This window comes from Botrimarina mediterranea, assembly GCF_007753265.1.
Lineage (GTDB): Bacteria > Planctomycetota > Planctomycetia > Pirellulales > Lacipirellulaceae > Botrimarina > Botrimarina mediterranea.
Genome location: NZ_CP036349.1, coordinates 2668995 through 2695506, shown reverse-complemented (window position 1 = coordinate 2695506; position 26512 = coordinate 2668995). Strand labels below are relative to the sequence as shown.

14 protein-coding genes are annotated in these 26512 nt (G+C 65.2%); 7 read left to right on the top strand and 7 right to left on the bottom strand.

Going from position 1 to position 26512, the window contains the following annotated elements:
- The first annotated feature begins 265 nt into the window (after positions 1-265).
- From Spa11_RS10570 to Spa11_RS10555, 4 genes are all read left to right on the top strand, one after another.
- On the top strand, positions 266-3466 hold the full coding sequence (locus Spa11_RS10570; RefSeq protein ID WP_145111899.1) for a DUF1553 domain-containing protein: 3201 nt from the start codon (positions 266-268) through the stop codon (positions 3464-3466).
- Positions 3467-3486: 20 nt separating this feature from the next.
- Positions 3487-4965, top strand: coding sequence for a DUF1501 domain-containing protein (locus Spa11_RS10565; protein ID WP_197529896.1), 1479 nt, complete (start codon positions 3487-3489; stop codon positions 4963-4965).
- 176 nt (positions 4966-5141) lie between these two features.
- The gene (locus Spa11_RS10560) at positions 5142-5999 is read left to right on the top strand and encodes a transposase (protein WP_145111895.1); all 858 of its coding nucleotides are present in this window, start codon (positions 5142-5144) and stop codon (positions 5997-5999) included.
- A 71-nt stretch (positions 6000-6070) separates the two neighbouring features.
- Positions 6071-7396 (top strand): NCS2 family permease, encoded by a 1326-nt coding sequence (locus Spa11_RS10555; protein ID WP_197529895.1) that lies wholly within the window; start codon positions 6071-6073, stop codon positions 7394-7396.
- 133 nt (positions 7397-7529) lie between these two features.
- On the opposite strand, the gene Spa11_RS10550 is transcribed toward Spa11_RS10555, so the two are convergent.
- The 4 genes from Spa11_RS10550 to Spa11_RS10535 all read right to left on the bottom strand — a co-directional run bounded on the left by Spa11_RS10550 (position 7530) and on the right by Spa11_RS10535 (position 16435).
- Complete coding sequence (locus tag Spa11_RS10550; protein WP_145111889.1) at positions 7530-10127, bottom strand: glutaminase domain-containing protein; 2598 nt, start codon at positions 10125-10127, stop codon at positions 7530-7532.
- A gap of 112 nt (positions 10128-10239) precedes the next feature.
- A complete protein-coding gene (locus Spa11_RS10545) occupies positions 10240-13272 on the bottom strand; it encodes a dockerin type I domain-containing protein (protein ID WP_145111885.1) in 3033 nt (1010 codons plus the stop codon).
- Between the two features lie 59 nt (positions 13273-13331).
- Complete coding sequence (locus Spa11_RS10540) at positions 13332-14261, bottom strand: hypothetical protein (protein WP_145111882.1); 930 nt, start codon at positions 14259-14261, stop codon at positions 13332-13334.
- A gap of 152 nt (positions 14262-14413) precedes the next feature.
- Positions 14414-16435, bottom strand: coding sequence for a sulfatase-like hydrolase/transferase (locus Spa11_RS10535; RefSeq protein ID WP_197529894.1), 2022 nt, complete (start codon positions 16433-16435; stop codon positions 14414-14416).
- 565 nt (positions 16436-17000) lie between these two features.
- On the opposite strand from Spa11_RS10535, the gene Spa11_RS10530 reads away from it, so the two are divergent.
- The 3 genes from Spa11_RS10530 (at position 17001) to Spa11_RS10520 (ending at position 21128) form a co-directional block, all read left to right on the top strand.
- Positions 17001-17561 (top strand): sigma-70 family RNA polymerase sigma factor, encoded by a 561-nt coding sequence (locus Spa11_RS10530; RefSeq protein ID WP_197529893.1) that lies wholly within the window; start codon positions 17001-17003, stop codon positions 17559-17561.
- Between the two features lie 139 nt (positions 17562-17700).
- Positions 17701-19428, top strand: coding sequence for a LamG-like jellyroll fold domain-containing protein (locus tag Spa11_RS10525; RefSeq protein WP_145111873.1), 1728 nt, complete (start codon positions 17701-17703; stop codon positions 19426-19428).
- 23 nt (positions 19429-19451) lie between these two features.
- Complete coding sequence (locus Spa11_RS10520; RefSeq protein ID WP_197529892.1) at positions 19452-21128, top strand: arylsulfatase; 1677 nt, start codon at positions 19452-19454, stop codon at positions 21126-21128.
- Between the two features lie 606 nt (positions 21129-21734).
- On the opposite strand, the gene Spa11_RS10515 is transcribed toward Spa11_RS10520, so the two are convergent.
- The 3 genes from Spa11_RS10515 to Spa11_RS10505 form a co-directional block, all read right to left on the bottom strand.
- Positions 21735-23171 carry a glycoside hydrolase family 76 protein gene (locus Spa11_RS10515; RefSeq protein ID WP_145111867.1) on the bottom strand — a complete coding sequence of 479 codons (1437 nt, stop codon included), beginning with the start codon at positions 23169-23171 and terminating at the stop codon, positions 21735-21737.
- Positions 23172-23220: 49 nt separating this feature from the next.
- Positions 23221-24891 (bottom strand): arylsulfatase, encoded by a 1671-nt coding sequence (locus Spa11_RS10510; RefSeq protein WP_145111863.1) that lies wholly within the window; start codon positions 24889-24891, stop codon positions 23221-23223.
- A 129-nt stretch (positions 24892-25020) separates the two neighbouring features.
- Positions 25021-26418, bottom strand: a complete 1398-nt coding sequence (locus Spa11_RS10505; RefSeq protein WP_145111860.1) for a sulfatase family protein — start codon at positions 26416-26418, stop codon at positions 25021-25023.
- Between the last annotated feature and the right edge of the window lie 94 nt (positions 26419-26512).

Genomic DNA, 26512 nt, shown 5'->3' with positions numbered 1-26512 from the left:
CGTGCTCTCCGTGCCTCTGCGGTTCCTTATTTCTTTCTGGCAGGCGACTGGATATTCAGGATTCTGGGCGCCATTCTCCATCTCGCGGCGTGATTCTTCATACGCTGGGCAAGTCGGCGCCCTTGCGGCGAGGTTGAGCCTTGCGACGCCATCGATTAGGCTCAGAAAATCGCCGCGGCCTGGCGTTATAAGGCGGGGCAATCCAAGTTAGCCCCGGTTCACCAACGACCAAGCCGCGGGCTCTTGTCCTTGCAGTGAGACGCCCATGGCTGGTTCGCGTCGCCTCGTTCGACTAACGGTCGTCGCCGCTTTCCTTGTCGGTGGAGCGCTCCCCTCGGCCACCGCGGCGGAGAAGTTGCGTTTCAACCGCGACATCCGCCCGATCCTCTTCGACGCCTGCGTGTCGTGCCACGGCCCCGACAGCGCATCGCGGCAAGCCGACCTGCGCCTCGACCAGCGCGACGGCGCTGACGGGATGGGCGCGGTGGAGATGGGCGCCATCGTTCCGGGGGACGCCGACTCGAGCGAGATGATCCGCCGCATCCTCTCGGACGAAGAGTACGAGCAGATGCCGCCGCCCGAGTCGAAGAAGACGCTCACCGCCGAGCAGATCGAGACGCTCCAGCGGTGGGTCGCCGAGGGCGCCGAGTACGAGCCGCACTGGTCGTTCATCCCGCCGAAGCGCCCGGCGCCGCCGCAAGTCGCCAACTCGTGGTGGCCGCGCAACGAGATCGACCACTTCGTCGCTGCAAAGCTGGAAGAGCAGAAGCTGTCGCCGGCGCCCGAAGCCGCCCGCCGCGCGCTCGCGCGGCGCGTGAGCCTCGACCTCACCGGCCTGCCGCCAAAGCCGGAGCTGGTGCAGGAGTTCCTCGACGACACCCGCGTCGACGCCTACGAGCGGCTTGTCGATCGGCTCCTCGAGTCACCCGACTGGGGCGAGCACCGCGCGCGGACGTGGCTCGACGTGGCGCGTTATGGCGACACGCACGGCATCCACATCGACAACTACCGGGAGATGTGGAAGTACCGCGATTGGGTGATCGACGCCTTCAACCGCAACCTGCCTTACGACCACTTCACGCTGCTGAACCTCGCCGGCGACCTCGTGCCCGACGCGACGCTCGAAGACAAGATCGCGTCGGGCTTCAACCGTTGCAACATCACCACGAGTGAAGGGGGCGCGATCGACGAGGAGTACAACGTCCTCTACGCGCGCGACCGCACCGAAACCTCGGCGTTGGCGTGGATGGGGCTGACGGTTGGCTGCGCCGTGTGCCACGATCATAAGTTCGACCCTGTTTCGCAGCGCGAGTTCTACGAGCTGTCGGCGTTCTTCAATAACACGACCCAGCGGCCGATGGACGGCAACGTCAAGGACACGCCGCCAATCGTGGTCGTACCGTCGGCCGAAGACCGCCAGCGCTGGGAAGCCCTCCCGAAGCAGATCGCCCAGGCCGAGACGGACGTCAACACGACGCGCGACGCCGCACGGCCGCGATTCGACGAGTGGCTCGCGAGCGCAACCGCCAACGACGCAGCGGCGTTCGAGCCATCGCAGCCCGCCGACTTCGTGGCGCCGCTCGACCAAGCGCCTGCTGGCGAGGAGAAAGCGCCGACAACGGCGGCAGCTGTCTTGGGGAAAGCACGAACACTCCCGCTGAGCCAAGCGACCAAGTGGGCCGAAGGTCCTTTCGGCGCCGGACAAGCCGCGGTGATCGGCGACAAGGCGGTTGCCGAAACTCCCGAGGCCGGCGACTTCGACAAGGACCAACCGTTCTACGTCTCGGCGTGGGTCAAGCTACCCGCGGCGGGCGCTTCGGGCGCGATTGTCGCGCGGATGGACGAGGGCGCCGACTATCGGGGCTGGGACCTCTGGGTCGAGGGTAAGCGGATCGGCGGCCACCTCATCCACAACTGGCCCGGCAACGCGATCAAAGTGCTAGCCGTCAACGAGGCGCCAACCGACAAGTGGGTCCATGTCGTGCTGGCGTACGACGGCAGCCGCAAGGCAGACGGCTATCGGGTTTGGATCGACGGCGTCAAGTCGGCGCTCGAAACCAAGGCGGACGCACTCACCGAAACGACACGCACCGAGGCCCCACTCAAGGTTGGCCAGCGGAGCGGCGGCAGCGGCGCGGTGGGCGTCGCCGTCACCGACCTGCGGGTCTCTAGCGGCGCCCTTGAAGAGACCGAGATTTCCCGCCTCGCCGGGGCGCCGCTCGCGGCTTCGCTGAGACGCGATCCCGCCGATCGCAAACCTGCCGAAGTAGAGGCGTTGTTCGCATGGTGGTTGAAGGAGTTCGACGCGTCGCATCGCGACGCCGTCTCGCGCGTGGCGTCGTTCCGCGCCGAATTCGCGGCGATCAAGGCGCGGAGCCCGATCACGCACGTCATGCAAGAACGCGACACGCCCGCCACGGCGTTTATTCTCGACCGCGGCGAGTACGACCAGCGCCTCGACGAGGTGAAGCCCGACGTGCCCGAGGTGCTGCCGGCGTTCGACGAGGACTTGCCCCGCAATCGGCTCGGCTTCGCCCAGTGGCTGCTGCAAGAAGACCACCCGCTCACTGCGCGCGTGACGGTCAATCGCTTCTGGCAAGAGGTCTTCGGCACGGGCCTCGTCTCGACGGCGGGCGACTTCGGCGTCAGCGGGCAGTTGCCTTCCCACCCCGAACTGCTCGATTGGCTGGCCGTCGAGTTCCGCGATTCAGGCTGGGACGTCAAGCGGATGTATCGGTTGATCGTCACCAGCGCGACCTACCGCCAAAGCGCTGCGACGACCGAAGACAAGATCGAACACGACCCCGACAATCGCCTGCTGTCGCGCGGACCGAGGCGCCGCATGGACGCCGAGATGGTCCGCGACCATGCGCTCGCAGCGAGCGGTTTATTGGTGAAGCGCGTCGGCGGGCCGAGCGTGCGGCCCTACCAGCCGCCCGGCGTGTGGGAAGCGGTAGCGATGCCCGATAGCGACACGAGGAACTACAAGCAAGACCACGGCGACGCCCTCTATCGCCGCAGCCTGTACACGTTCTGGAAACGATCGGCGCCGCCGGCGTCGATGGACGTCTTCAACGCGCCGTCGCGCGAGACCTGCACGATCACTCGTGAGTGCACCAACACGCCGCTCCAGGCGTTGGTGACTCTCAATGACCCGCAATTCATCGAGGCGTCGCGCGTGCTCGCGCAGCGGGCGCTCACCGAAGGCGGCGCCGATGACGACGCCAAGCTCCAGTGGATCGCCGAGCGGGTGCTCTCGCGCCCGCTGCTCGACAAAGAAGCCGAGGCGATCGGCAAGTCGCTCGCGCGGCTGCTCGAGCACTACGCGTCGAACGCCGAGTCGGCGGAGCATTTGCTAACCGTCGGCGAGGCGCCCGTCGATGAGGCGCTCCCCGCGGACCGACTCGCGGCGTGGACGATGATCGCCAGCGCCATGGGCAACGCCGACGAAGCCTTGAACAAGTAACCACGCCCCGGGCCAGCACGATGAGTCGATCCTTTCAACCCGACCCGGCCGACGCCGCGCTCCGCGAAGCGATGAGCCGGCGGCACTTCTTGGCGTCGGGCGCGCACCTGCTCGGGGCCGCGTCGCTCGCCTCGCTGTCGGGCGCCGGCTTCGCGTCGAAGGCATTGGCTTCGACGGCGCCGTTCGGGTCGATGACGCACCACGCGCCGAAGGCGAAGAACGTCATCTACCTACACATGGTCGGCGGCCCGTCGCAGATGGACCTGTTCGACTACAAGCCGGGTATGGCCGACTGGTACGACAAGGACCTCCCCGAGTCGATCCGCAACGGCCAGCGTTTGACCACCATGACCAGCGGGCAGAGCCGTTTCCCGATCGCCCCCAGCGCGTACAAGTTCGAGCGGTGCGGCGAGTCGGGGATGTGGGTCAGCGAGCTCATGCCGTGGATGAAGAAGTGCGTCGATGACGTGGCGTTTGTCCGCAGCATGCACACCGACGCGATCAACCACGAGCCCGCCATCACGTTGATGCAGTCGGGCAACCAAGTGCCGGGCCGGCCGTGCCTGGGGTCGTGGGCGTCGTACGGCCTCGGTTCGCTCAACGAGGACCTGCCGACGTTCGTCGTGATGGTCGCGCGGAGCACTAACCGCGAACAGATCCAAGCGATCTCCGCCCGGCTGTGGTCGAGCGGCTTCCTGCCGGGCAAGCACGCGGGCGTGAGCTTCCGCTCGGCGGGCGACCCGATTCTCTATATCAACGACCCCCCGGGCGTTGCGCGCGGGACACGCCGCGAGATGCTCGACGCCGTCCAGGCGCTGAACGAATCGACCTGGAACCAACTCGGCGATCCGCAGACGCAGACCCGTGTCCAGCAGTACGAGTTGGCGTATCGGATGCAGGCGAGCGTCCCCGACTTGACCGACTTGGCAAGTGAGCCCGCCTCGACCTACGAGCTCTACGGCGACGCGGCGCGTGAACCGGGCACCTTCGCCAACACGGCCCTAATGGCGCGGCGGATGGTTGAGCGCGGCGTCCGCTTCGTGCAGATCTACCACAACAACTGGGACACGCACCTCAACGTTACTGGGCGGCTCCCCGACCAATGCGGCGACGTCGATCAGCCGTGCTACGCGCTGATCCAAGACCTCAAGCAACGCGGCCTGCTCGACGAGACGCTCATCATCTGGGGCGGCGAGTTCGGCCGCACGATCTACTCGCAGGGCGGGCTGTCGAAAGAGAACTACGGCCGCGACCACCACCCGCGTTGCTTCACGATGTGGATGGCGGGCGGCGGCGTAAAGGCGGGCGCGATCCACGGCGAGACGGACGAGTTCTCGTACAACATCACGAAGGACCCGGTCCACGTCCGCGACCTGCACGCCACGGTGCTGAACCTCTTGGGCTTCGACCACGAGCGGTTCGTCTACAAGCACCAGGGGCTCGATCAGAAGCTCACGGGCGTGGTCCCGGCGCGGGTCGTGCCGGAGTTGATCGGCTGAGCTTCTGTCGCGTCATGAACGGGATAATTGCTTAATCAGGCTGGAAGCGCATGGCGGCCGTGCGCTTGCACTTAGCCCCCGGTCAATGCAACGTTATGCAGTTGCTAGCAGGGGTTAAAAGAAGGGAGTTCGCGTTCTACTGAATCTCTTTTGGGACCAACCAAGGGAGAAGCCAGATGGAACGCGAACTCTGGGAGCAACTGTACGCGATTGCCAGGCGGCTGGACAACGTTTGGACGAGCGGGTTTTACCGGGCGTCGGAGGTCGTGGCGGTGTTCTTATGGGCGGTGGTCCACGACCGGCCCACCAGCTGGGCCTGCCAGCCCGACAACTGGCCGCCGCAGCTATCGGTTCCGTTCCCGTCGCAATCGACGATGAGCCGCCGGCTACGGAGCCGTGGCGTGAGGGAGCTGCTGGGCCGTCTGGAGCAGGCGTTGGGGGGCGACCCGCGGCGCTGGTGGTTGCAACGGATCGACAGCAAGCCGCTGCCGATCGGTTCCTACAGCAAGGACCCCGACGCGCGCGTGGGGCGGGCGGCCAACCGCTTCGCGAAGGGCTACAAGCTGCACGTGGTGTGGGGCGAGGGCCCGCTCCCTTCGGTGTGGCGGGTGGAGCCGATGAACACGGGCGACGCGACGGCCGCTCGTCCGCTGCTCGAAGAGCTGCCGGGCGAGGGCTATGTGACGGGGGACCGTCAGTACGACAGCAACCCGCTGCACCGCGTGGCTTCGCCGCGTCATCAGATCATCGCCCAGCAGCAGCGGCCGGGGCAGGCGTTGGGGCATCGCCGCCACGAGCCCAGCCGTGTGCACTGCCTGGAGATGCTCCGCCGTCCCTTCGGACAAGCCGTGCTCGCCTTCCGCGACCCGATCGAACGCTGCTTCGGCAACCTCACCAGCTTCGCCGGCGGCCTGGGCCCCCTGCCAAGCTGGGTCCGACGCCTTCACCGCGTCCACCTCTGGGTCCAAGCCAAGCTCCTCCTCAACGCCCTCCGCGTCCTCAAACGACAAAAGCTCGTGATAGCAACTGCATAACGTTGCAATGACCGGGGGCTAAATTGGGCATGGCGGCGAGCCCTACGCGCTGGCGCCTCGGGGTCGTTAGCATGTCGCCCATGCAAAGCGTCTTTGGCTATCTGATGCGCGACGCCCTCGGGCGGACCACGACGGTTGGCGCCGAGTTGCGGGGCGCTGTGGCGACGTTCTTGACGATGGCGTACATCCTGCCGGTGAACGCCGGTATCCTGTCGGCCGCTGTCGGCGTCGAGGCGACGCCGTCGCTGGTGGCGTGTACGGCCTTGGCGGCGGGGGTTTGCTGTCTGTTGATGGGGTTGGTCGCGAACGCCCCGATCGCCCTGGCGAGCGGGATGGGGCTCAACGCCTTGATCGCGTTCAACGTCGCCGAGCAAGCCGGTAGTTGGCAGGCGGCGATGGGGCTGGTGGTGATCGAGGGGCTGCTGATCCTCGCGCTGGTGCTGCTTGGGCTTCGTGAAGCGGTGCTCGACGCCATCCCCAGGTCGCTGCGGCTGGCGATCGGCGCCGGGATCGGGCTGTTTATCGCGCTGATTGGGTTATCGAACGCCGGCATCGTCGTGCAGGGCGCGCCCGCGCCGCCGGCCGGGCCGTTGCTCGCCGCCGGTGACCTTCGAGAGCCAACGACCGCCGTCTCGCTCGCGGGCCTCGCGATCACCGCGGCGCTGTTGGCGTGTCGAGTGAAGGGGACGCTGATCCTCGGCATCGCCGCGACGACGCTCTTAGCGTGGGCGGCGGGCTTGGTGACGCCGCCCAGCGGTTGGGGCTGGCCATCGTTCGACGTGGCGTTTCAGGCGGACCTCGCCGGCGCGCTGCGGTGGGAGCTCGTGCCGGTGCTCTTTGCCCTCATGGTGGTGGACTTCTTCGACACGCTCGGCACCGCGACCGCCATCGCCGAAGAGGGCGGCCTACACGACGAAGAGGGCCGCCTCCACGGCGTGCGGCGGGTGCTGGCGGTGGACTCAATCAGCGCGAGCATCGGCGGGCTCTTGGGCGTCAGCTCGGTGACGAGCTACATCGAGTCCGCCGCCGGCGTCGCCGAGGGCGCCCGCACGGGTCTGCACACGGTTTTCGTGGGACTGTTGTTCTTGCTGGCGATCTTCGTCTCACCACTCGCGGCGGCGATCCCGGCGGCGGCCACGGCGCCGGCGCTGATCCTGGTGGGATTCTTGATGCTCCGCCAGATCGCCGAGCTCGATTTCGAGCGCCTCGACGAGGCCATCCCCGCGTTCATCACGCTGCTGACGATCCCGATGACGTTCTCGATCGCTCACGGCATCGGTTACGGCGTGCTGAGCTACGTCGCGATCAAACTGCTGACGGGTCGTTGCCGGGAAGTCGGCGCCGTGCTCTCCGCCGTCGCGGCGGTGTTTGCGATCTATCTCGCCTATGAGCGCTAGACCATGTTCGTCAAAGAGATGCACCACGACGGGCACGAAGAACACGACGGTCGCTCTCCGCGACACACGTAGCCCCGGCAATCTGACCGTCGTGTTCTTCGTGCCCGTCGTGGTTTGATTCTTCTGAGGTCTGCTATTCTGATGACCCGTTAACCGACACGACGCCGACGTCGATGTACTGGCCGCCGCTCGTTTGGTGGCAGTGGACCGCGAGGACGTTGCCCGTCGGCTTGAGGGCGGCGACAGCTTCGGGGCGGAGGGGCGCCAGTTCGTACTGCGTGGTGTAACCGGGGAACCTGCCGGCGAGCACGCCGTTGATGTAGACCTGCGCGTTCTCGTCGTGATGGATGAAGAGCCGTAGCGAGTCGTTGATCTCACCCGGCAGGTCGAACTCGCGACGCAACCAGATGTCGCTGCCGTTCCAGACCGTGCCGACGACCGACTTGGGCGTCATCGCCTTGCCGAAGCCGGACTTGCCTTCGCTCCAACTCTTGTCGTCGAAGTCGGGGGCCTGCCAATCGTCCGACGGCTTCTCGACAGTGTAGCGCCAGGTCGCCGGCTCGGTGTCGGCGGCGGCCACTCGGGTTACGTATTTCGGTGGGGCAGGCATCGCTGCGTAGTCGCTGCCGGCCTTGCCGCCGCGGCTTGCCCACTTGTCCCACACGGCGCCCTCGTAAAGCAGCCGCATGAACACGCCGCCGACAACCGGCCGCGCCGTGAAGCCGACGCGGTTGCCGCTGTGTGTGCGGTACCAGTCGGTCATCGGGACCTTGGTGGGCGTTTCACGGAGGAAACGGTGCACCGGCATCACGAGGGCGTCGAAGTCTTCACGGTCGCCCGTCAGCGTCGCCGTCCAAAGGACCCAGTCGAGCTTCGTGTACGGCTGGCGGTTGTCGAGCGGCAGGCCGTAACGGTTCTGCATCCGTCGGTAGTACCGCATCTCCTTCTCACGGACCTCGTCGGGGAAGAGGCCGAGGCCGAGCACTCGGTCCCAGACGAGGTTGTACTTCTGACTCCACGTGCCGGGCTTGTCGAACGCCAAGCGGAAGTGGTTGCCGTCGTCGGCCGCCTCGATCCAGCGCTGAGCGAACGCCTTGGCGGTCTGTCGGTACTCGGCGGCTTGCGCTTCGTCGCCGCGCAGCTCGCAGAGCTGCGCGTAGGCGCCGAGGCCGCAGATCGCCTTCGCCGAGAGGTTGACGTTGTGCGCCATGTGGCCGGCGAAGTCGTCGGTGCAGAGCTGGTTGTCGGGGTCGAAGCCCTTGTCCTTCAGATACTCGGCCCACTGCTGGAGTTGCGGCCAGTAACGCTCGGCGAAGCCGGCGTCGCCGTCGAGCCGCGCGATCGCCGCCATCAGGATCAGCAGGTTGCCGCTCTCCTCGACGGGCATCTGGTTCTTCTCGCTGCGTTCCCCGCCGCCGTAGACTTGGCCGTTGGCGCGGGGGTAGGTCCCGAGGTCGTGCGGCGCGAAGGGGAACTTCCAGCGATCGCTTTTCGCGTACTCCATGAACGGAACGACGAACGACTTTGCTAGTGACGGACCGAAGAGCAAGAACTGCGGCGCCATCGGGTAGAAGACGTCCGACGTGGCGATGCAACCGTTGGAGTGGTTCTCTTTGCAGAACTGGATCGGCAGGCCGTTGGCGTCGGCGACAAACTTGCCCGCCGCGAAGCACTGCCGGTAGGCAAGCGAGGCGATCTCGACGTAGTCGCTGCCGCCGACGGCGTCGAGATCGGCGATCAACTCGTTGTCGAAGGCGTCGCAACGCTTGATGACGGCGTCGTGGTTGGCGACCGACTCGGCGAGCATCCCTACGGCGTCCAGCCCGTTACGGCGCCAATAGGGACGCAGGTGCGCGCCCATGTACTCGATGGAACAAAGGTCGTCGTAGGCGATGACCACGCTTCTGGTGACCGGCTCGTCGCCGACTTCGAGACCCTCGAACGACACCGCGACAACGACGGCCTCCGCCGGCGCCTTCTCGACCGAAGCAGGGAGCGACTCGGGGCGTAGCCCGCCCCGCAGCGCGGCGACTTGTTGCGGGCCGCGGCCGATCGCCAGCTTTGCTTCAGAGTCCGCCGCCGCGACGTAGAGGTAACCCCAATCGATGCGGATGTCGTCGCCCTGGTGCATCAGCACCGGCTGGGCGACGGAGCCAACCTTCAATGCTCGGCCGCCGTCGAAATCGACGCCGGTCGCCGTGACATGTTCGCTCGGTATGTTGACGCACAGCTCGCCCGACGCCGTGAACGTGATTGCGACCTCGTGCGTTTTCTTGTCGAACGCACGCAGGCGGTAATCAACATAGGTCATCGACCGCGACAAGAGGTCGATGTCGTCCGGCAGCATCGGCGTGGTGAACGCCAGTTCGAGTTCGATACCGCCGCCGCGGAAGAGGTAGATCGAACGCGTCGGCGTGACGCGTAGGCCGATCTGTTTGAGCGCGGGAGTATTGCTCGGCTCGACGCCCATGACGCGGAAGACCTTGCCGTCGATTTGGGCGACGCTGCCGATGGCGTGGCGCCGGCCCGTCCAGTGCGTCGTCTCGACGTCGGTCAGCCGCTTGCCGGCCGACCAGATGCTGAAGTAGGGGTCGGTGACCACCAGCGGCGTCGCCGGCGGCGCCCAGCCGAGGAAGCGATCGTCGTCGGCAATCGCAGTCCGTCCCGCGAACGCCAGCACGAGGGCTAAGACATACATTAGCGGCTTCGTGGGCATGGAAAAGGTCGGCATGGATTCTGAGGTCTAGTTCTGGTGGGAGGCATTCCCACCGATGCTCTGGAGAGCGCCGTAAAGAAAAAAGGGCGGGGCGCATCCGACGCCCCGCCCTTTGATCGTAACTCAATCAGCCCCGCACCGGCGCGCGGCAGGGGCGGCGGCCGGTCAGCAAAGCGAACAGCCCCAACAAAGCCGACGCCAGTGTGACTGGCTCCGGAACGGCCAGCGCGGGCGCCGCTGTGGCGCCGTACTGGGTCTTCCACGCCAAGTAATCGGCGCTGTTGACGGCGCCGTCGCCGTTGGCGTCGCCCTGGGCGAGGGTAGCGCCTGTCGTGATGCCCTCGTTGTCACGCCAGACGGTGTAGTCCGCCGCATCGACTTTGCCATCGCTATTAAAGTCCGGCAGCACTCCCGAGATGTATTCGACGTACCCCCGTAGGCGCTGGCCAGTCGGCGTCTCGTAGTAGAACTCGAGGTCACGGGCGTCGAGCGACGTGTTGTAGATCGAGCCGAGCGAAATCGCCGCGCCGCCTGCGGCGAACGTCGAGGACGATTGCAGGTACGACTCGCTGAGGAGCGACGTGGTCTGCACGCCGTTGAGCTCCCAGCCGTTGCCCGACCCGTTGCCCGTCGGGAATCCCGCCGCGCCACCGAGGCCATCGAAGGCGCCAGCGACGAGGCCAGCGCTCGCGCTCTGGACCTCATAGAAATCGAGGTCGTTAGCGACATCGCCGCCTGCGATGGAAACGGCGCCGGTTCCGGTGTTGATCTGCAATCGGAGCGGGTTGATCGCAGCGTCGACGGTCTCGACGGTGAAGTTGTCGTACTGCACCGCGGCGCCGTCGCGCGAATCGATGCCGATGAAGTTCGCCATGTCTTCGCTCCATGCGAAGACGCCAAAGCCCTGCGAGACGTCGTTGTAGAACACCTCGTAGGCGACCGAGTCGCCCTGGTTGAAGCCGCTGGGGGCGAAGGTGGCTGAGATCGTGCCGGTCTTAGCGCCCACGGTGGCGACGTTGTACCCCGCCGCCCCCGGCGCTACGGCGCCGGCGCCCCAGGCGACGGTGCTGTTGCCGCGGATGCCGAACCAAAAGTCGGAGACGGCGTTATTGGCGAAGAAGGCAGGGTCTTGGAACGCGTTGGTGATCTTGCCCAATCCGGGGTTTCCGTTGACGGCGTCGCCGGCAATCGAAGCCTCGGCTTGAGACATGCCGATACCGAAGCCGCCGCCTTGCCCATTCGACGTCCCGCCGTAACCGGATACGTCTAACGAAACACGGAAACCACCGTCGGCAAGGATCGAGCCATTGGTGAAATTGTGATTAACAAAGGCGTTCGAGGTGCCGGCGCCGACGGCGAGTTGGAGCTGGTTGCCCAGGATCTGCGCGCCGCCGCCGTTGATCGCGTCACCATCCTGCGGGCCGGGCTCGTTGGCGGGATCGACGTGGGGCTGGGTGTAGACGCCGTCCGCGGGGAGCGAGGTCCCCGTGTTGTTCGTGATTCCCGTCAGGACCGCGTCGATGTTGCGGCTGTCGGGGCGATCGAAGGTGTCGGTGAAGAGATTGACGGCGCTGGCCTGTTGGGTGGTCGCCGCTAAGCCGCAAGCGGCTAACATGCCGAGGGTGACGGCGCGGCCCATTGCGCGGCGTGTCCGTAACAGAGCGAGACCAACAAGAACCAGGCAAGCGGACGTCGGCTCGGGGACGGCGAGCAGCGTGGCAAAGCTGCCGACGCCGTTGTCGGCTTCGTAGAGCGTCTTGAACTGACGGAAGTCGGTGCTGTTGACTTGGCCGTCGCTGTTAAGGTCGCCAGCGAGATAGCGCTCGATGGGCTGCAGCGCCGACACGTCCGAGATCAGGTTGTCGCGGACGTTCACCCAGTCGGTCGAATCGACGACGCCGTTGCCGTTGTAGTCGGCAAGGCCGAGTGGCTCGCCGCCGTTGCCGGTGTAGCGGATGATAATCGGCACATCATTGCCGGCGGCGTCGCGGACCTCGACCTGCACGTCCTCAAACGGGCTCTGGATCCAGGCGTTGCCGAGGTTGATCTCGTCGTTCGCCGAGCCGGTGGCGCCGAGCGTGTACTCGCCGAGCGTCGCTTCGGAAAGGTCGGTGGTGCTGCTGGGATCGGTCAGAGTGATCCAGTCATCGTTCGTGTCGATGCCTTGGGTTTCGATCTTGGACCAGTTCGCTTGGTTGAAGCCGCCGGCTTCGGTCGTGAGTGAGTAGATCGTCATCGACAGCGGTTGGTTCGTCTCGTTGATGAGAGTAACAGCGCCGGTTTCACGATCGATCGTCAGGGCCGGCGTCGCGGGGGGCGTGGATGTCTCGACGAGGAAGTTGTCCAGCCGAACGTTTGTCCCGTCGCGGGCGTCAATGCCGATGAAGTTCTCGTTCGTGCCGCTCCAGCTAAACGAGCCAACGCCACGCGAGACGCCGTTGAAAAAGACTTCGTAATTGACGTTGGATCCGGCGGCAAAGCTTGTGACGCCGAAGTTGGCGGAGATGGTGCCAGTTTTCGAACCGACGTTCACTGAGTTGAAACCGGGCTCCCCGGGAGCCACGGCGCCGTTGCCCCACGCGAGGACGCCGTCGCCGCGGATGCCCACCCAGAAGTCAGAGATCACATCAACAGAGTCGCCAAGGAAGGCGTTGGTGAACTTGGCGTTGTTTGGATCGGCGCCGAAGGCGTCGCCGGCCGTAAGCGCCTGCGCCTGTGACATGCCGACGGCGAAGGCCCCACCCTGACCGTTGCCAGTTCCGGCGTATCCGAGCACGTCGAGCGAAACGCTGAACGCGCCCGACGAGAGGATCGAGGCGTTGGTGAAGTTGTGGTTCACGAAAGCGTTGGAGGTTCCGGCGCCGACGGCGAGTTGTAGTTCGCTATTGAGAATCTGCGCGCCGCCGCCGTTGGTCGCGGCGCCGTCCTGCGGGCCGGGGTCGTTCGCCGGGTCGAGGAACGGCTGCGTGTAAACACCGTCCGCCGCCAGCGTTGTGCCGGTGCCGTTGGTGATCCCCGTGAGTTCGAGGTCGATGTTGCGGCTATTGGCGCGATCGAAGGTGTCTTCGAACAGCACGACAGCCGAGGCGCTAGTGGCGCCGACCAGCGAGGCCACGATCGCCGCAGCGAGCGCAAGGTTGAACCGGTATGGACGTTTCATAGTGCGTTATCCCTAGCGACGAGGTGGCCTCACTGACTGGCGTATGCAGCGGTGGAAAATTAAGCGGCCTGCCGAGCGCGGCGCGCGGCAGCAAACAAGCAAATCACGGCGACCGAAGCGAGCGTTGTCGGCTCGGGGATCGTCGAAATGACAAAATTGTCGAACACGACGGCGGTCCCGTCGCGGGAATCGATGCCGATATAGTTGGCGTTGGATTCGCTCCAGTTGAACGACCCCGTACCTTGTGACGTGCCGTTGTAAAACACTTGGTAGTCGACGCTCGAGCCGGAGTCGAAACTCGAGACGAGGAAAGTCACCGCGATCGTGCCGGTCTTGGCGTCGACGTCGGAGACGAAGAAGCCTGTCCCGAGATCGCCGATCCCAACGGGTCCGTGACCCCAAGCGAGCTCTTGGTTGGCGTCGCCCCGGAGGCCGATCCAGAAGTCCGATTTGGTGTTGGCGAAGACTTGGGGGAAAGCGTTGGTGAACTTGACGTTGTTGGGAGCGCCGGTGAACCCGTCGTTGGCGGCAGCGGCCTCGGCCTGCGACATGCCGATGGCGAAGGCGCCGCCCTGCCCTTCGGACGTGCCGGCGTAGCCGAGGACGTCGAGGCTGACCGTGAAGCCGCCCGCCGCTAGGATTTCGGGGTTGATGAAGTTGTGATTCACGAAGGCGTTTGAGGTTCCGGCGCCGACGGCGAGCTGGAGCTGGTTGTCGAGGACCTGCGAGCCGCCACCGTTGGCGGCATTGCCGTCTTGCGGTCCGGGATCATTGGTGGGGTCGATCCAAGGAGTCGAGTAAACACCGTCAACGGGCAGAGCCGATCCCGTGTTGTCGATGATTCCGTCGAGCGAAGCGTCGATGTTGCGTGAGTTGGTGCGGTCGAAGTTGTCTGCGAACAGGACATCAGCGTGAGCTGTCGCGCCATGGGCGACCACTCCCAACGCGAGCGTGGCGCCAAGTCGGCGGAGAGCATTCCGAGTCATCATTAGCCGATACTCCAAGAGATGTGGTGACGAGTTGCGACGAGAGTTGCCTAAGCCCTCGTCGCGCGCCGCACGACGCAACCGCGTCGCACCCGGCGATGCCTCAAAATGCTTCTCTGATTCCCAACTCTTTGATCCTGAAAACCCTCCGGAACTCACGATGGTTGTGCAGACGCCCGCCGACGACTCATCATCGCCACCCCGCTTGCGACGACGATCATCCCCAGCGTGCTGGGTTCGGGAACACCAAACGACTTGGCGAACTGCGCGAAGACCGCTTGCTGCCCGCCGAGCTGAAACGCGCGCCGCACCAGCACGAAGTCATCCACATTGGTGACGCCGTCGAGGTTGACGTCTCCTCGGGCAAAGGTCTCGTTGCTGGCCAGTGCGGCCGACTCGAGCCAGCCTTCCTGGAAAGCCGCAAGGTCGGCCGTGTCGAGCACGCCGTCTTTGTTGAAGTCGGCGGCCGACCAGGGCATGACCGACGAAACGTTGTTCTGAAAGGCCCAGCGCTGGTAGCCGGCGAGCATCTGATCGAACGTGTCGGCGAACGCGGGGTCGCTGGCGAGGTTATCGACTTCCGTCGGGTCCTCGGCGAGGTTGTAGAGCTCCCACTCATTGATCCCGGCGCCGCCGGGCTGGGTGCTGCCGAAGTTCGACGAGACGAGCTTCCAATCGCCGACCCGGAAGGCGCGGTTGCCTTCGTGTTCCCATCCGAGTTCGCGTTCGCCCAGAGCCTGCCCGGTGGTCAAATAGTCGGCCAAGCTCTCGCCGAAGCCCCCCGTCGTCTTGTAAGTCGCTCCCGAAAGGTCCGTCCACTCCGACGGCGTTTCGACGCCGGCGATTTGGAGCAGCGTCGGGTAGAGGTCGCGAACGTCGCTTACCTGCTGGCTAAAGTCGCCGACCAGTTCGGGGTCGAGCCCGTCGTTCCACTGGATGATCGTTGGCGACTTGATGCCGCCTTCGTGCGTGTAGTGCTTGTAGTTGCGGAACGGGGTATTGCCGGCGTTCGCCCACCCCGAGCCGTAGAAGATGTCCTTGTCGGCAGCGGAAGTCGTCGTCCCCATGCTGTCCAGGTCGGCGCCCGTGCGGGGAGACTCATTGGCGTTGAAGCCGTACTCGTGCCACTCGCCGTTGGCGCCGTGGTCGGACATGAAGACGATCAGCGTGTTGTCGAGTTCACCGTTGACTTCGAGGTCCGACATCATCCGCCCGATGTTGTAGTCAACCCGCTCGACCATTGCGGCGTAGATCGCCATCCGCCGAGCGAGGTCGGCTTGTCGATCGGCGGGGAGCGTGTCCCACGCACGGATTTGGTGCAGCGTCTCGCCGTGGTTGGTATTGGCGACATCGCTGCGGAGTGTCAGCGCCGTTTCTTCGTCGATGACGCCGAGCTCCTGCATGCGATCGAGCCGGTCCATGCGCAACTGGTCCCAGCCAATCCCGTAGCGATTAACCAACGGATCGACCCACTCGTCACGTGCCTGGAGCGGGAAGTGCGGTGAGCCAAACGCTACGTAGGTGAAGAACGGGTCGTTGGTGCCCTCCGCGGCGTTGCGCTGGCGACTGTCGGCAAAGAAGTCGAGGGCGTAATCGGTGATCGCGTCGGTCTGATAGAACGTGCCCGGCTGATTGCCGCCGGAACTGGTTGTGTAAGTTCGCTCGGGGATGTTGTCCGATAGCAGCCGGTAGTTGCCCTGGAAGTTGTCTTGGCTGTGGTTCTCGGTGAAGCCCCAGTAGTCATCGAAGCCGCGAACACGGGGATCACGGACGTGGCCCCCGGGAATCGAACCGAAGTTTTGCGTGTTGCCGAGGTGCCACTTCCCCGACATGTAGGTGTGGTATCCCGAATCCTGTAGCACCTCCGAAACGAAGGCGTGGTTCTTCGGTAGTTGCGTGCCGTCCCCCGCTAGATTGGGAAGCCCGACGACATGCGATTGCAGACCCGTCATCAGGCTGGCTCGGGTGTTCGAGCAGCGGGGCGCCGTATAGAAGTTGCCCATCCGCAGGCCATTGTCGGCCATCGATTGGAGCGTGGGCGTCGCCATCTCGCCGCCAAACGGAGACGTGTCGGAGTACGCCAAGTCGTCCGTCAAGATTACCAAGATGTTGGGGCGCTCCGCGGCTTGCGCGACGGGGGCAAGAGCTGTCAGCGCAAGCGAGACGCAGCCCAACATGACGACGAGCCTGCCAACGGCGGCGCCATCTACAGCGCGCCGCGGGCGTGCGCAGAACGGCTCCACAGGTCTCGATTCCTTACCAATCCGCATGCTCGAAGATCAAGGTTCCACGCGGCGCCGACGAACGTCGGTGGGGCCGCAAGGCGTGGGCGTGAGCCCGGACGAGGACGTGACCGCGGCGCCGACAAGGTGGCGAGGCCGCTAAAGTGAACAGATTCCGCCTATCCGACCGGGGGCGTCCCTAGAGCCCCGCCGCACGGTCGCGGCTGAGAGCCACGATGCTGGGGCTGAAGGAAACGAGCCCGGCCAACAGAATGACCACGGCGGAACGCCCGATCTGACTGCCTAATCGTGCAACTTTTGCAATAAAGTCGGACCGTTGAAGATTTCTAATCGGGTCTCCGTATCAATCCCTGGTGATTCGGGCCAGAAAATGGCTCAGATCGACCGGCGTCGAGGTGTCCTACAGATGTGCGGCTTGTATCACGCCATTCCCCAAAATGGGCTCGGCGTCGATCGCAAGGTCTTTTCGCGGTGTCGAGCTAGTGGTGGAACAAAGACGATGGCGAGCGGAGACGGACCGAATGAACCACTCGACGCGACTCGGCGTGAGGACGAGTTCTTGACCCTGTTCGCCCAGTCCCAGCGGGGCCTGCACGCCTACATCCTGGCGATGGTCTACGACCCCAACACCGCCGCCGACCTGCTGCAGGAGACCAACATCGTCCTCTGGCGTAAGTTCGACCAGTTCCAACTCGGCACGAACTTCTTCGCCTGGGCGCGGGAGATCGCCCGGCTGGCCGTGATGCGTCACCGCCAAGTGACCTCGCGCGGCATCGCCACACTCGACCCGCATCTGATCGAGGAACTCGCCGAACGCGTTGCCGAGATGTCCGACAACGGCAGCCGTGACGCCCTGTCGGGGTGTTTGCAGCGACTCAAGGACGACGACCGCGAGCTGGTCGTCGCCCGCTACCGCCCCGGCGCCAGCGTGAACGGCCTTGCCGCGCGGCTGGGCCGGACCGAGAACAGCGTCTCGCAGTCGCTACGTCGCATCCGCCGGGTGCTGGCGGACTGCGTGCAGCGGACGCTCAGCGCCGAAGAACGGCTTTCACAGGGTTAGCTAACAACAGGGTTAGCTAACAACAGGGTTAGCGACACGCAGAGTAGTGACACGTAGAGAAGAGGCTGAACGAAGCAATCGACGGCTAGCAGACGGGTGATCCAGCCAGGCGGCGACATCATCGCACTTGAGTAAAACGATGGACAGGAAAGTTCTCCGACTAATCGACGACCTGATCGAGAATCGGCTCAGCGCCGCGGACGCCGCTGCGCTGGAGCGGATGCTCCGTGAAGAGCCGGAGGTCCGAGCGGCGTACCTCGAGTTGATGGGGGTCCATCGCGACTTGGTGAGCCTCGAGTCGCCGGTCCGGCCGTTCTCGCGCGAAGAATTGCGGACGATCAAGGCGGTCGAGGACTGCGTCGGAGAGTTCGATAGCGCCCACCCTCAGAATCCCGCCGCGACGGTGCGACCACCATCGGCCCGCGGCGGGCTCCGACTCGACCGTTTTAAGTACGGCGCGCTGGGACTGCTGTTAGGCACGGCGGCATCGGCGCTGGTGGCCCTGACTCTGGCGACGCCTGACGCCGACGGACCAGTGGCGCCCGTCGCGCAAGCGGCGCCGGCCGCCAACGTGGTCGCCAAGGTCATCCGCAAGATCGACTGTGACTGGGAGACCGAGCGCTGGAGCGCGGCGCCGTCGTCCCAGATCGAAGCCGGGCAGCAGATCAACCTCGCCGCCGGACTTCTTGTGCTGGAGTACAACTCCGGCGTCGAGCTGACCCTCAATGGGCCGGCGACTTTCGTCGCGACCTCCGACAAGAGCGCCCAGCTGCTCAGCGGCCAGCTCAGCGCCCGGGTGCCCGTGAAAGGCCGCGGCTTCACGGTCGAGACACACGCCGGCGACTTTGTCGATCTGGGGACCGAGTTCGGCATGATCGTCACCGAAGAGGGCTCGGTCGAGACCCACGTCTTCAAGGGCGAGGTCGTCGCCAAGCCGACATCGGTCGGCTCGGAAGCCGCTAAGAGTGTCTTGTTGCAGACCGGCGTCGCTTGGGCGCGGGGGTCGAGCTCGGATCAGGGCGGCAAGGTCGGCGCTAGGCCCGAGCTGTTTGTCCGCTCGCTGGCGACCGACAGGACCTTCGCCGGCGACAAGCCCGCCGTGAGCGATCGTCTTGTGCTCTGGCTCGACGCCGCCAACCGTTTGCAGCTCGACCAGAACCGCAGCGTCTCCGCTTGGGGCGATCAGCTCTGCGACGCCAATGCCAGCCCGAACGACGCCTGGCAGGTGGTCGCCGAGAAGCGGCCGGTATGGATCAAGAAGGGCCCCAATGGAAGGCCAGCGCTGCGCTTCGATGGCCACAAGGGCCTTGTGACCGAGCCGCTCCGTCTGGGCAGTTATCACACCTCGGCCGTCGTTTTCCGGGTGAACCGCAAGCTCGCGACCAAGCTGATCGCCGAGCGCGACGAGTACCAGCACCTGGGCGTGCAACTGCTGAACCTCAACGGCCCGCCGCACACGGTGCTGCAAGTCAACGACGACGCCCGCGTCGAGGCGCGGATCCACCGCGGTTGGCTGCGGGAGTTTTCGGACCCGGTCGATTCGGGCTACACGATCAGCCACGCGCCCCTTTCCGACGGGACGCACGTGGTGCTGTACGTCTACGACTCCGCGAATTCGCTGAGTCAACTCTATATTGATGGCGAGCTCGCGGCGGAGTCCTACGACGCGCCGGAGCTGTCGGCTACCGAGACGCCGCGCTACATCGGCTCGCACTTCGAACGCGAAGGCTTTGGCTTTGCGGGCGATATCTCGGAGGTCATGGTCTACGACGCGGCCCTATCCCCGGACGAGGCCATCGCGATGAGCCACTGGCTCGCCGCGAAACACCAAGCGCCCCTCAACGTGAGCGTCCAAGCAGCTAACTGAGCTACCCTTACGAGATGATACGGATGACGATTTCCTCTTCTGTTTTTCGATTCGCGACCGTGTTGCTGGGCGCCTGCCTATTGGCGCCGGGCGTTGCGATGGCCGCCGAGGCGCGGCCCAATATCCTTGTCGTGATGATCGACGACATGGGCTACTCCGACCCGGGCTGCTTCGGTGGCGAGGTCAAGACGCCCAACCTCGACGCGCTCGCCGCCGATGGCGTCCGTCTCCGCCAGTTCTACAACTGCGCCCGTTGTTGCCAGACGCGCGCCAGCATGCTGACCGGCGCGTACCCGCACCGTGTCAACATGAAGGAGTTCGGCCGCACGATGGACATGACGGTTCCGACCGTCGCCGAGAATCTCCGTGACAGTGGCTATGCGACCGCTATGGTCGGCAAGTGGCACCTGTCCGAGCTGCCGAGGACCCGCAACGAGAACCGCCGCATCCTCTGGATGAACCACGAGATCGACCTGCCGATCCCGTTTGTCGAAGAGGGGTCGTACCCAACCGATCGCGGCTTCGAGAGGTTCTACGGCATCGTTTGGGGCGTCGTCGACCACTTCGATCCCTTCAGTCTTGTGGAAGGAAAGACCCCCGTCGCTGAGGTTCCCGACGACTTCTACTTTTCAGACGCGATCACCGACCGCGCGGTTGCGGACCTCGATGAGTTCGCCGGCGGCGAGAAGCCGTTCTTCCTGTACGTCGCCTACACGGCGCCGCACTGGCCGCTCCACGCCAGGCCGGAAGACATCGCTAAGTACAAGAACCGATACCAAGCGGGATGGGAGGCGCTGCGTAAAGAGCGTTTCGACCGGCAGCAAGCGATCGGGCTGATCGAGGAGGAAACGCCGCGGGGCGCGATCTCAGGCCGCGGCGGAGATTGGGACAATCTCTCGGAAGCCGACCGCGAGTTCGAGGCCGACAAGATGGCGGTCCACGCCGCGATGGTCGATCGCGTCGATCAAGGGATCGGCAAGATCGTCGAGCAGCTCCGCAAGAACGGCCAGCTCGACAACACGGTGCTCGTCTTCCTGTCGGACAACGGCGCGTCGCCGGAGATCCCGCAGGCGGCCGGTTACGACCGCAACGGCGGCACGCGCGACGGCCGCACCGCCCTCCGCGACGGCGCGCTGCGCAAGCCCGAAAACCGTGACAAGCTCGGAACCGACGAGAGCTACACCGGCATCGGCGCCAGCTGGGCCAGTGCCACGAACACGCCGTTGCGGTTCTGGAAAGCCGAGTCGTACGACGGGGGCTGCCGCACACCGGTTGTGATCCACTGGCCAACCGGTCTGGGCGATCGGGACGGCGCGTGGGTCGATACCGTCGGCCATGTCATCGACTTGGCGCCGACGTTCTACGAACTGGCGCAGGCCCAACCCCAGTCCGGCACGCTGCAAGACGGCGTCAGCCTGGCGGCGACCTTCCGCGGCGAAGAGCAGTCGATCGACCGCACGCTGTACTTCGACCACGGCGCCGGCCGCGGCGTCCGCCAGGGCGACTGGAAGGCGTCGAAGCGCGGGCAAGGTGACTGGGAACTGTTCAACCTCGCTGTCGATCCGGGCGAGACCAACAACCTCGCTCGAGAGAAGCCGGAAGTGCTGGAGGGTCTGATCGCCCAGTGGGCCGAGTGGATCAAGACCGCCGAGCAAAAGCCGGCGAGCTCGCTCGCCCACCACACCGCCGACGCGGAGTAAGGAACCGGGCGTGCCCATCCCTACAGCGTTCTTCAAGTTGCCTAAGCGTCCCGCGCAGAGACGCAGAGACAGCCGAGTTGGATGTCTTGAAGACTCACGCCAAGGCGCAAAGTCGCAAAGGGCATGCAAGTGCGCGTTGGTCTGCAGTTGCGGTCCTTCTTCTACTGATCCTTATCTTCGCGCCTAAGCGGCTTTGCGTGAGTCTTCATCGCAGGCACTCGGCGTCTCTGCGCGAAACTTCCCGCACAGTCGCGCGAGGCTAGAATCGCTCCCTCAGTGAAGCTCGCTCTGCATCGACGAGGGCCGAAATCGACGAGGGATGGGGCGCGTCCTCGGGTCGACCCCACAGCATCGATTCTAAGAGCCATAGCGTACCCAAGAACGCGTCCGTGCGTGCCCGACCAACAAAGGTCCTATCCCCACGCCAGGACGAGTTAAATGGGCTCCTGGTGGCTCTGGCGCGGGGTTCTGGGCAGCGACGGTCCTAGCTCGCTCAAGGCCTCTTTTTCACCACGGAGTCACAGAGATCACTGAACGAAGCACAGAGAGTCCCCCCAGCGCGTACTCTGTGCTCTCTGTGGCTCTGAGATTACCGTCGTGGCGCCATCAACGGCGACCGCGGCGGACGGCGATCGTCAGCCAGCCGATGGCCGCCAGTATAGCGGCGTTTGGCTCGGGGACGGCGTTGAGCATCCTTAGCACGCTTGGTGGGATTGTGACGCCGGCGTCGTTCCAGGCGGTGCGCAATGCCACGAAGTCGGCGGCGCTGGTGACGCCGTCGCGGTTGACGTCGCCGGCGCGTTGTTGGCCGAGGAAGTCCAGGCCCGCGGTGTCGGCGAGCCAGCCATCGACGAACGCCTGGATGTCGGCAGAGGTGACGACGCCGTCGAGGTTGAGGTCGCCGGGCAGGATCGTCGTCGAGGTCTTCAGGTAAGCCCGCGCGACGGACGCCTGCTCGTTGAGGCTCCACGAGTGGAGCACGCCCACTTGCGGCCCGTTGCGGCCCCAGAAGAGGCCGTAGTGGCCGTTGGCGTCCCGCTTATTGGTGTGCAGCCAATCGAGGGCCGTATCGATGCGGTTGATCCACGTCGGGTTTCGATCGGCAACGTAGAGGTCGGCTAGTGCATCAACGAGCTCGAACGCCCAGTAGCCCTCGTCGTTGATGCGACCCGTGGCCGCGTCGAAGTAGCGGCCCAGCGTGGTCGCCGCGATCCGCTGGGCCTCGGTGAGGTAGCTGGCGTTGTCGGTCGCGTTGTAGAGCTCGAGGTTCGCCGAGATGCCGACGCCGGCCGCGTTGACGATGGCGACGCCACCGGGCGAGTTTGTCTCGATGACGAAGCCCTGGTTGAAGAGGCCGTTGGGCTGTTGGACGTGCGAGTTGGCCCAGGTGAGCAGCCGGGTCGCGTCGCTGAGATAGCTGGCCTGACCGGTGGCTTGGTACAGCATCGCCGCCGCGCGGGCGCCTTGCAGCGTGGAGATGGTGTCCTTCGAGAAGAAGTCGAACTGCTTGAAGTAAATGCCGCCGCCGGCGGCCGAGTCCTCCCCCTCGAGCACGAAGTCGTAGGTCTCTTGGGCGCGGGTCAGGTAGACCGGGTCCTTGGTGAGGTTGAACGCCTCGGTCAATGAGACGACGAGGTGGGCGTTGTCGTCGTAGAAGCGGTCCCCTGCCCCGGCGCCCGAGCGGTAGCCGGCGTCCCAGTAGGCGGCACGGAGTTCGTCGGAGAACTGCCGCAGAGCCGGTGCGTAGGCCGCGGGGTCGACCTCGACGAGCGAGTTGAGGACCCGAAACTGCGTCGCCGCCGGCCAAACGAACGCCCGCCCGTTGATCCCGCCGGAACGGACGCCGCTGAGGTTGACGGTTTCGGCGTAGAGGGCCGTGCCCGGGACGCGGAGGGTCGCCTCGATCTGGCCGAAGGTCTCCAGGCCGCGCGACAGCTGCGCGTCATTATCGACAACGCCGAAAGCGGCGCACGGCGTCAGGCAGCCGACCACCGCCGCGCCGATCAACCGCCGGCGCTGCTTCGTTACGAAAGACTTCATCATGCTTGCCTCAGTTCCTGCTCTATCTACGCTCGGTTATCTCTGCCGCTTGTCAGCGATTCACAGCCGCTGGACGAGCTGCCTGCTTCTGCGATTCCTTTTCCTTCGCTTCCTTCAACTCTCGGAGGCGCTGGTACATGTCGAATCGCTTCGGGAACGCCACGCCGTGTTCGGTCGCCCAGGCCTCCCACATGGCGACCAGTTCGTCACGCTTGGCAGTCTCCTTTTCAGCCAGGTCGTGCAGCTCGGTGCGATCCTTGGCGATGTCGTAGAGCTCCCAGGGGTGCTCGTAACGCCGCACCAGCTTCCAGTCGCCCCAACGCACGGCGGCGTTCCCCTCGTGCTCCCAGTAGAGCGGCTCGGGGTGGATCACTCCGTCGCCGCCCTTGATGGTCGCGGCGAGCGACTTGCCAACGCACGGCGGGACCGCGTCGGGATAGGTCGCCGAGGCGAGCTCGACGCAAGTCGCCATGACGTCGGGCAGGTACGCGGCGTGACGGACGAAGCCGCCGCGCTGGGCGTCCTTCATGCCGGCGGGCCAGTGGGCGATGAACGGCGTCCCCATGCCCCCTTCGTGGACGAAATGCTTGTAGAGGCGAAACGGCGTGTTGCAGGCGTTCGCCCAAGCGTGGCCGAGGTGCACTCCGCCGACCCCGGGGGGCGGGTTGCGGACCATCGCTTCGGAGCCCTGTCCGAGCCGGCCGCCCTCTTGGCAGGCGCCGTTGTCAGAAAGGAATAGGATCAGCGTGTTGTCGGCCTCACCGATCGATTCGAGGTGGGCATAGAGCTTGCCGATGTTCTGGTCGATCGAGTCGATACAGCCGGCGTAAGCGGCCATGATCGCATCGAGGTTGTCACGGCGCTTCGGCCTTAACGAGTCCCACTCGGGGCCTTCGTGCGGAGCGGCCTCGACCTCGGGGCCGAACAGGCCTAACTCCTTTTGCTTGGCGAAACGGGCCTTCATCAGCGGCTCCCAACCACCCGTGTACTTGCCGCGGTAACGTTCGAAGTCGGCGACCTTGGCGTTCAGCGGCCAGTGCGGGGCGTTGTAGGCGAGGTAGAGGAAGAACGGCCGGTCGTCCTCCTCGGTCGCCTCGCTGATGTAACGACAGGCCTCATCGGTAAAGGCGTCGGTCGTGTAGAAGTCGTCGCCGGGCTTGACCGATTCGTTGCCACGGGTGAGGCCACGGTTGCCGCCGGGGCGGAAATAGTTGAACGCGCCGCTAAGCCCGCCGAAGTAGCGGTCAAAGCCACGCTGCAGCGGCCAGACTTCTTGGCTATTAGCGCCGACGTGCCACTTGCCGGTCATCAGGGTATGATAGCCGGCGTCGCGGAGGACCTGGGCGATCGTGACGCAGTTATCGATGAGAAACCCCTGGTAGGGGCCCTCGACCTTCAGCGGCTCGTCGGGCGGCGCCGTCATGTGGCCGATGCCTACTTGGTGCGGGTGCAAGCCGGTCAGCAGGCTAGCGCGCGTCGGGCAGCAGCGGCCGTTGTTGTAGAACTGCGTAAACCGCAGGCCGTCGCCGGCGAGGCGGTCGAGGTTCGGCGTGTTGATCTCGCTGCCGTAGCACCCGATGTCCGAGAACCCCATGTCGTCAACGAGGATGACAACGATGTTGGGACGCTCGTCGGCGACCGCCGGAGCCGCCGCGCCGCCCACGAGGAAGAGGCCCGCTACAGCGGCCGTGAAGTTCAGGAACCGTCGCAGAGAGTCGGCCATCGTATCGATATATTTGGAGGAGATCGATCAAGAGTTTGTCAGCAAGGCGCGAACACCAATCGACACTGTAACTGAACGCGGCGCGGCCGACTCGCCCCAGGTGGCCCGCCCGACTGGCCCGTCTAGCCGTCAGTTTTTATTCCTGGCGTTCGCCGCGGCGCGGGCGGCGGCGTTGCCATTGATCATCCGGGAGAGGGCGTCCGCTTCGGTGGCTCGGCCCAGGTCGCCTTGGCTCTCCATCCAAGCCGTGAGGCGGCCCTTCATGGCGGCGATTCGCTCGGCGTGCTCCGGCGCCTCCGCCAAGTTGTGCAGCTCGTCGGGATCGCTTTGCGTGTCGAAGAACTCGTACTCGGGCGGCTGATGGAACCGCTCGACGAGGGCCGCGGCCTCTTCGTCGCCCGCCGCGGAGGCGCGGCGCCACTCGGCGAAGTACCGTGATTTGCTGATGCCGTTGTCGAAGCGAGAATCGGCGTTGACGTTCCAGATCAAGTGATAGCGGGGCGAACGGATCGAACGCCGGCCGTAGTGCCCGTCGAACTGGTAGATCCCGTTGGAAGTCTGGACGCCGTAGACATACTCCTTGTGCTCGTCCGACCGACCAAGCAGCACAGGCGAGAAGCTGCGACCGTCGAGACCCTCGGGGGGAACACCGCCGGCGAGTTCGACGAAGGTGGGGGTCACGTCCACGTACTCGACCATCGCGTCGGTGACAGTCCCCGGGGCGATATGGCCGGGCCAGCGGACCACCATCGCCGACCGCAGGCCGGCGTCATAACACGTCCACTTGGCGAAGGGGAAGCCGTTGCCCTGTTCGGAGAGGACCATGACGACGGTGTCATCCGTGAGTTGGTGCTTGTCCAGCAGGTCGAGCGTCTTGCCCACTTGCCCATCGAAGAAGGTGATCTCGGCGAGGTACTTGGAGTAAGCGCGACGCAGCGCGGGGTTATCGCGCCAGTAGGGCCGGAGCTCGAGATCGCTCGGCTTGTAGCGGGAGGGGTCGCCCTTGTTCCAGGGGCTGTGGGGCTCGTTCGAGCAGACGAAGAGGCAGAAGGGCTGCTCTCGCGACTTACAGTCGCTTAGAAGGGTATCGATCGCGGCGAAGTCAGGGTTGGCGCCGCCGGAGTAGTCGAACGGAAAGGCCTCCTCGGGGGCGATATGCCGCTTGCCCGAGAGGGCGACGCGATAGCCCAGGTCGCCGAGATAGTGGCAGACGCTCTTCACGCCGTCCTTGACGAAGGTGTGATTGGGGTAGGCGCCGCTGCGGACCGGGTAGAGCCCCGTCATGAGGTTCTGCCGGGTTGGCGAGCACATCGGCGCCGCCTGAAAGCAGTGAGTGAACTTCTTCCCCTCGCTGCAAAGGCGATCGAGATTGGGGGTCGCCGCTTGCCCGCCATAGGCCCCCAGGTCGGTCCAGGTGCAATCGTCGGCGATGATGCAGACGAGGTTTGGCCCCGCCAGGCTGGCCGCCGTTGAGGCCCCTAGGACGAGCCCAACGAGGATCGGTAGAGCGATTCGCTTGAATGTCATCCAGTTTCCAATCGACGAGGACGCCCTGCCGGAACGGCCAGAGACGTGAGGTGAGCGCCCCAGACATCCGTGGGGAGCGCGATGCTGGCAACTT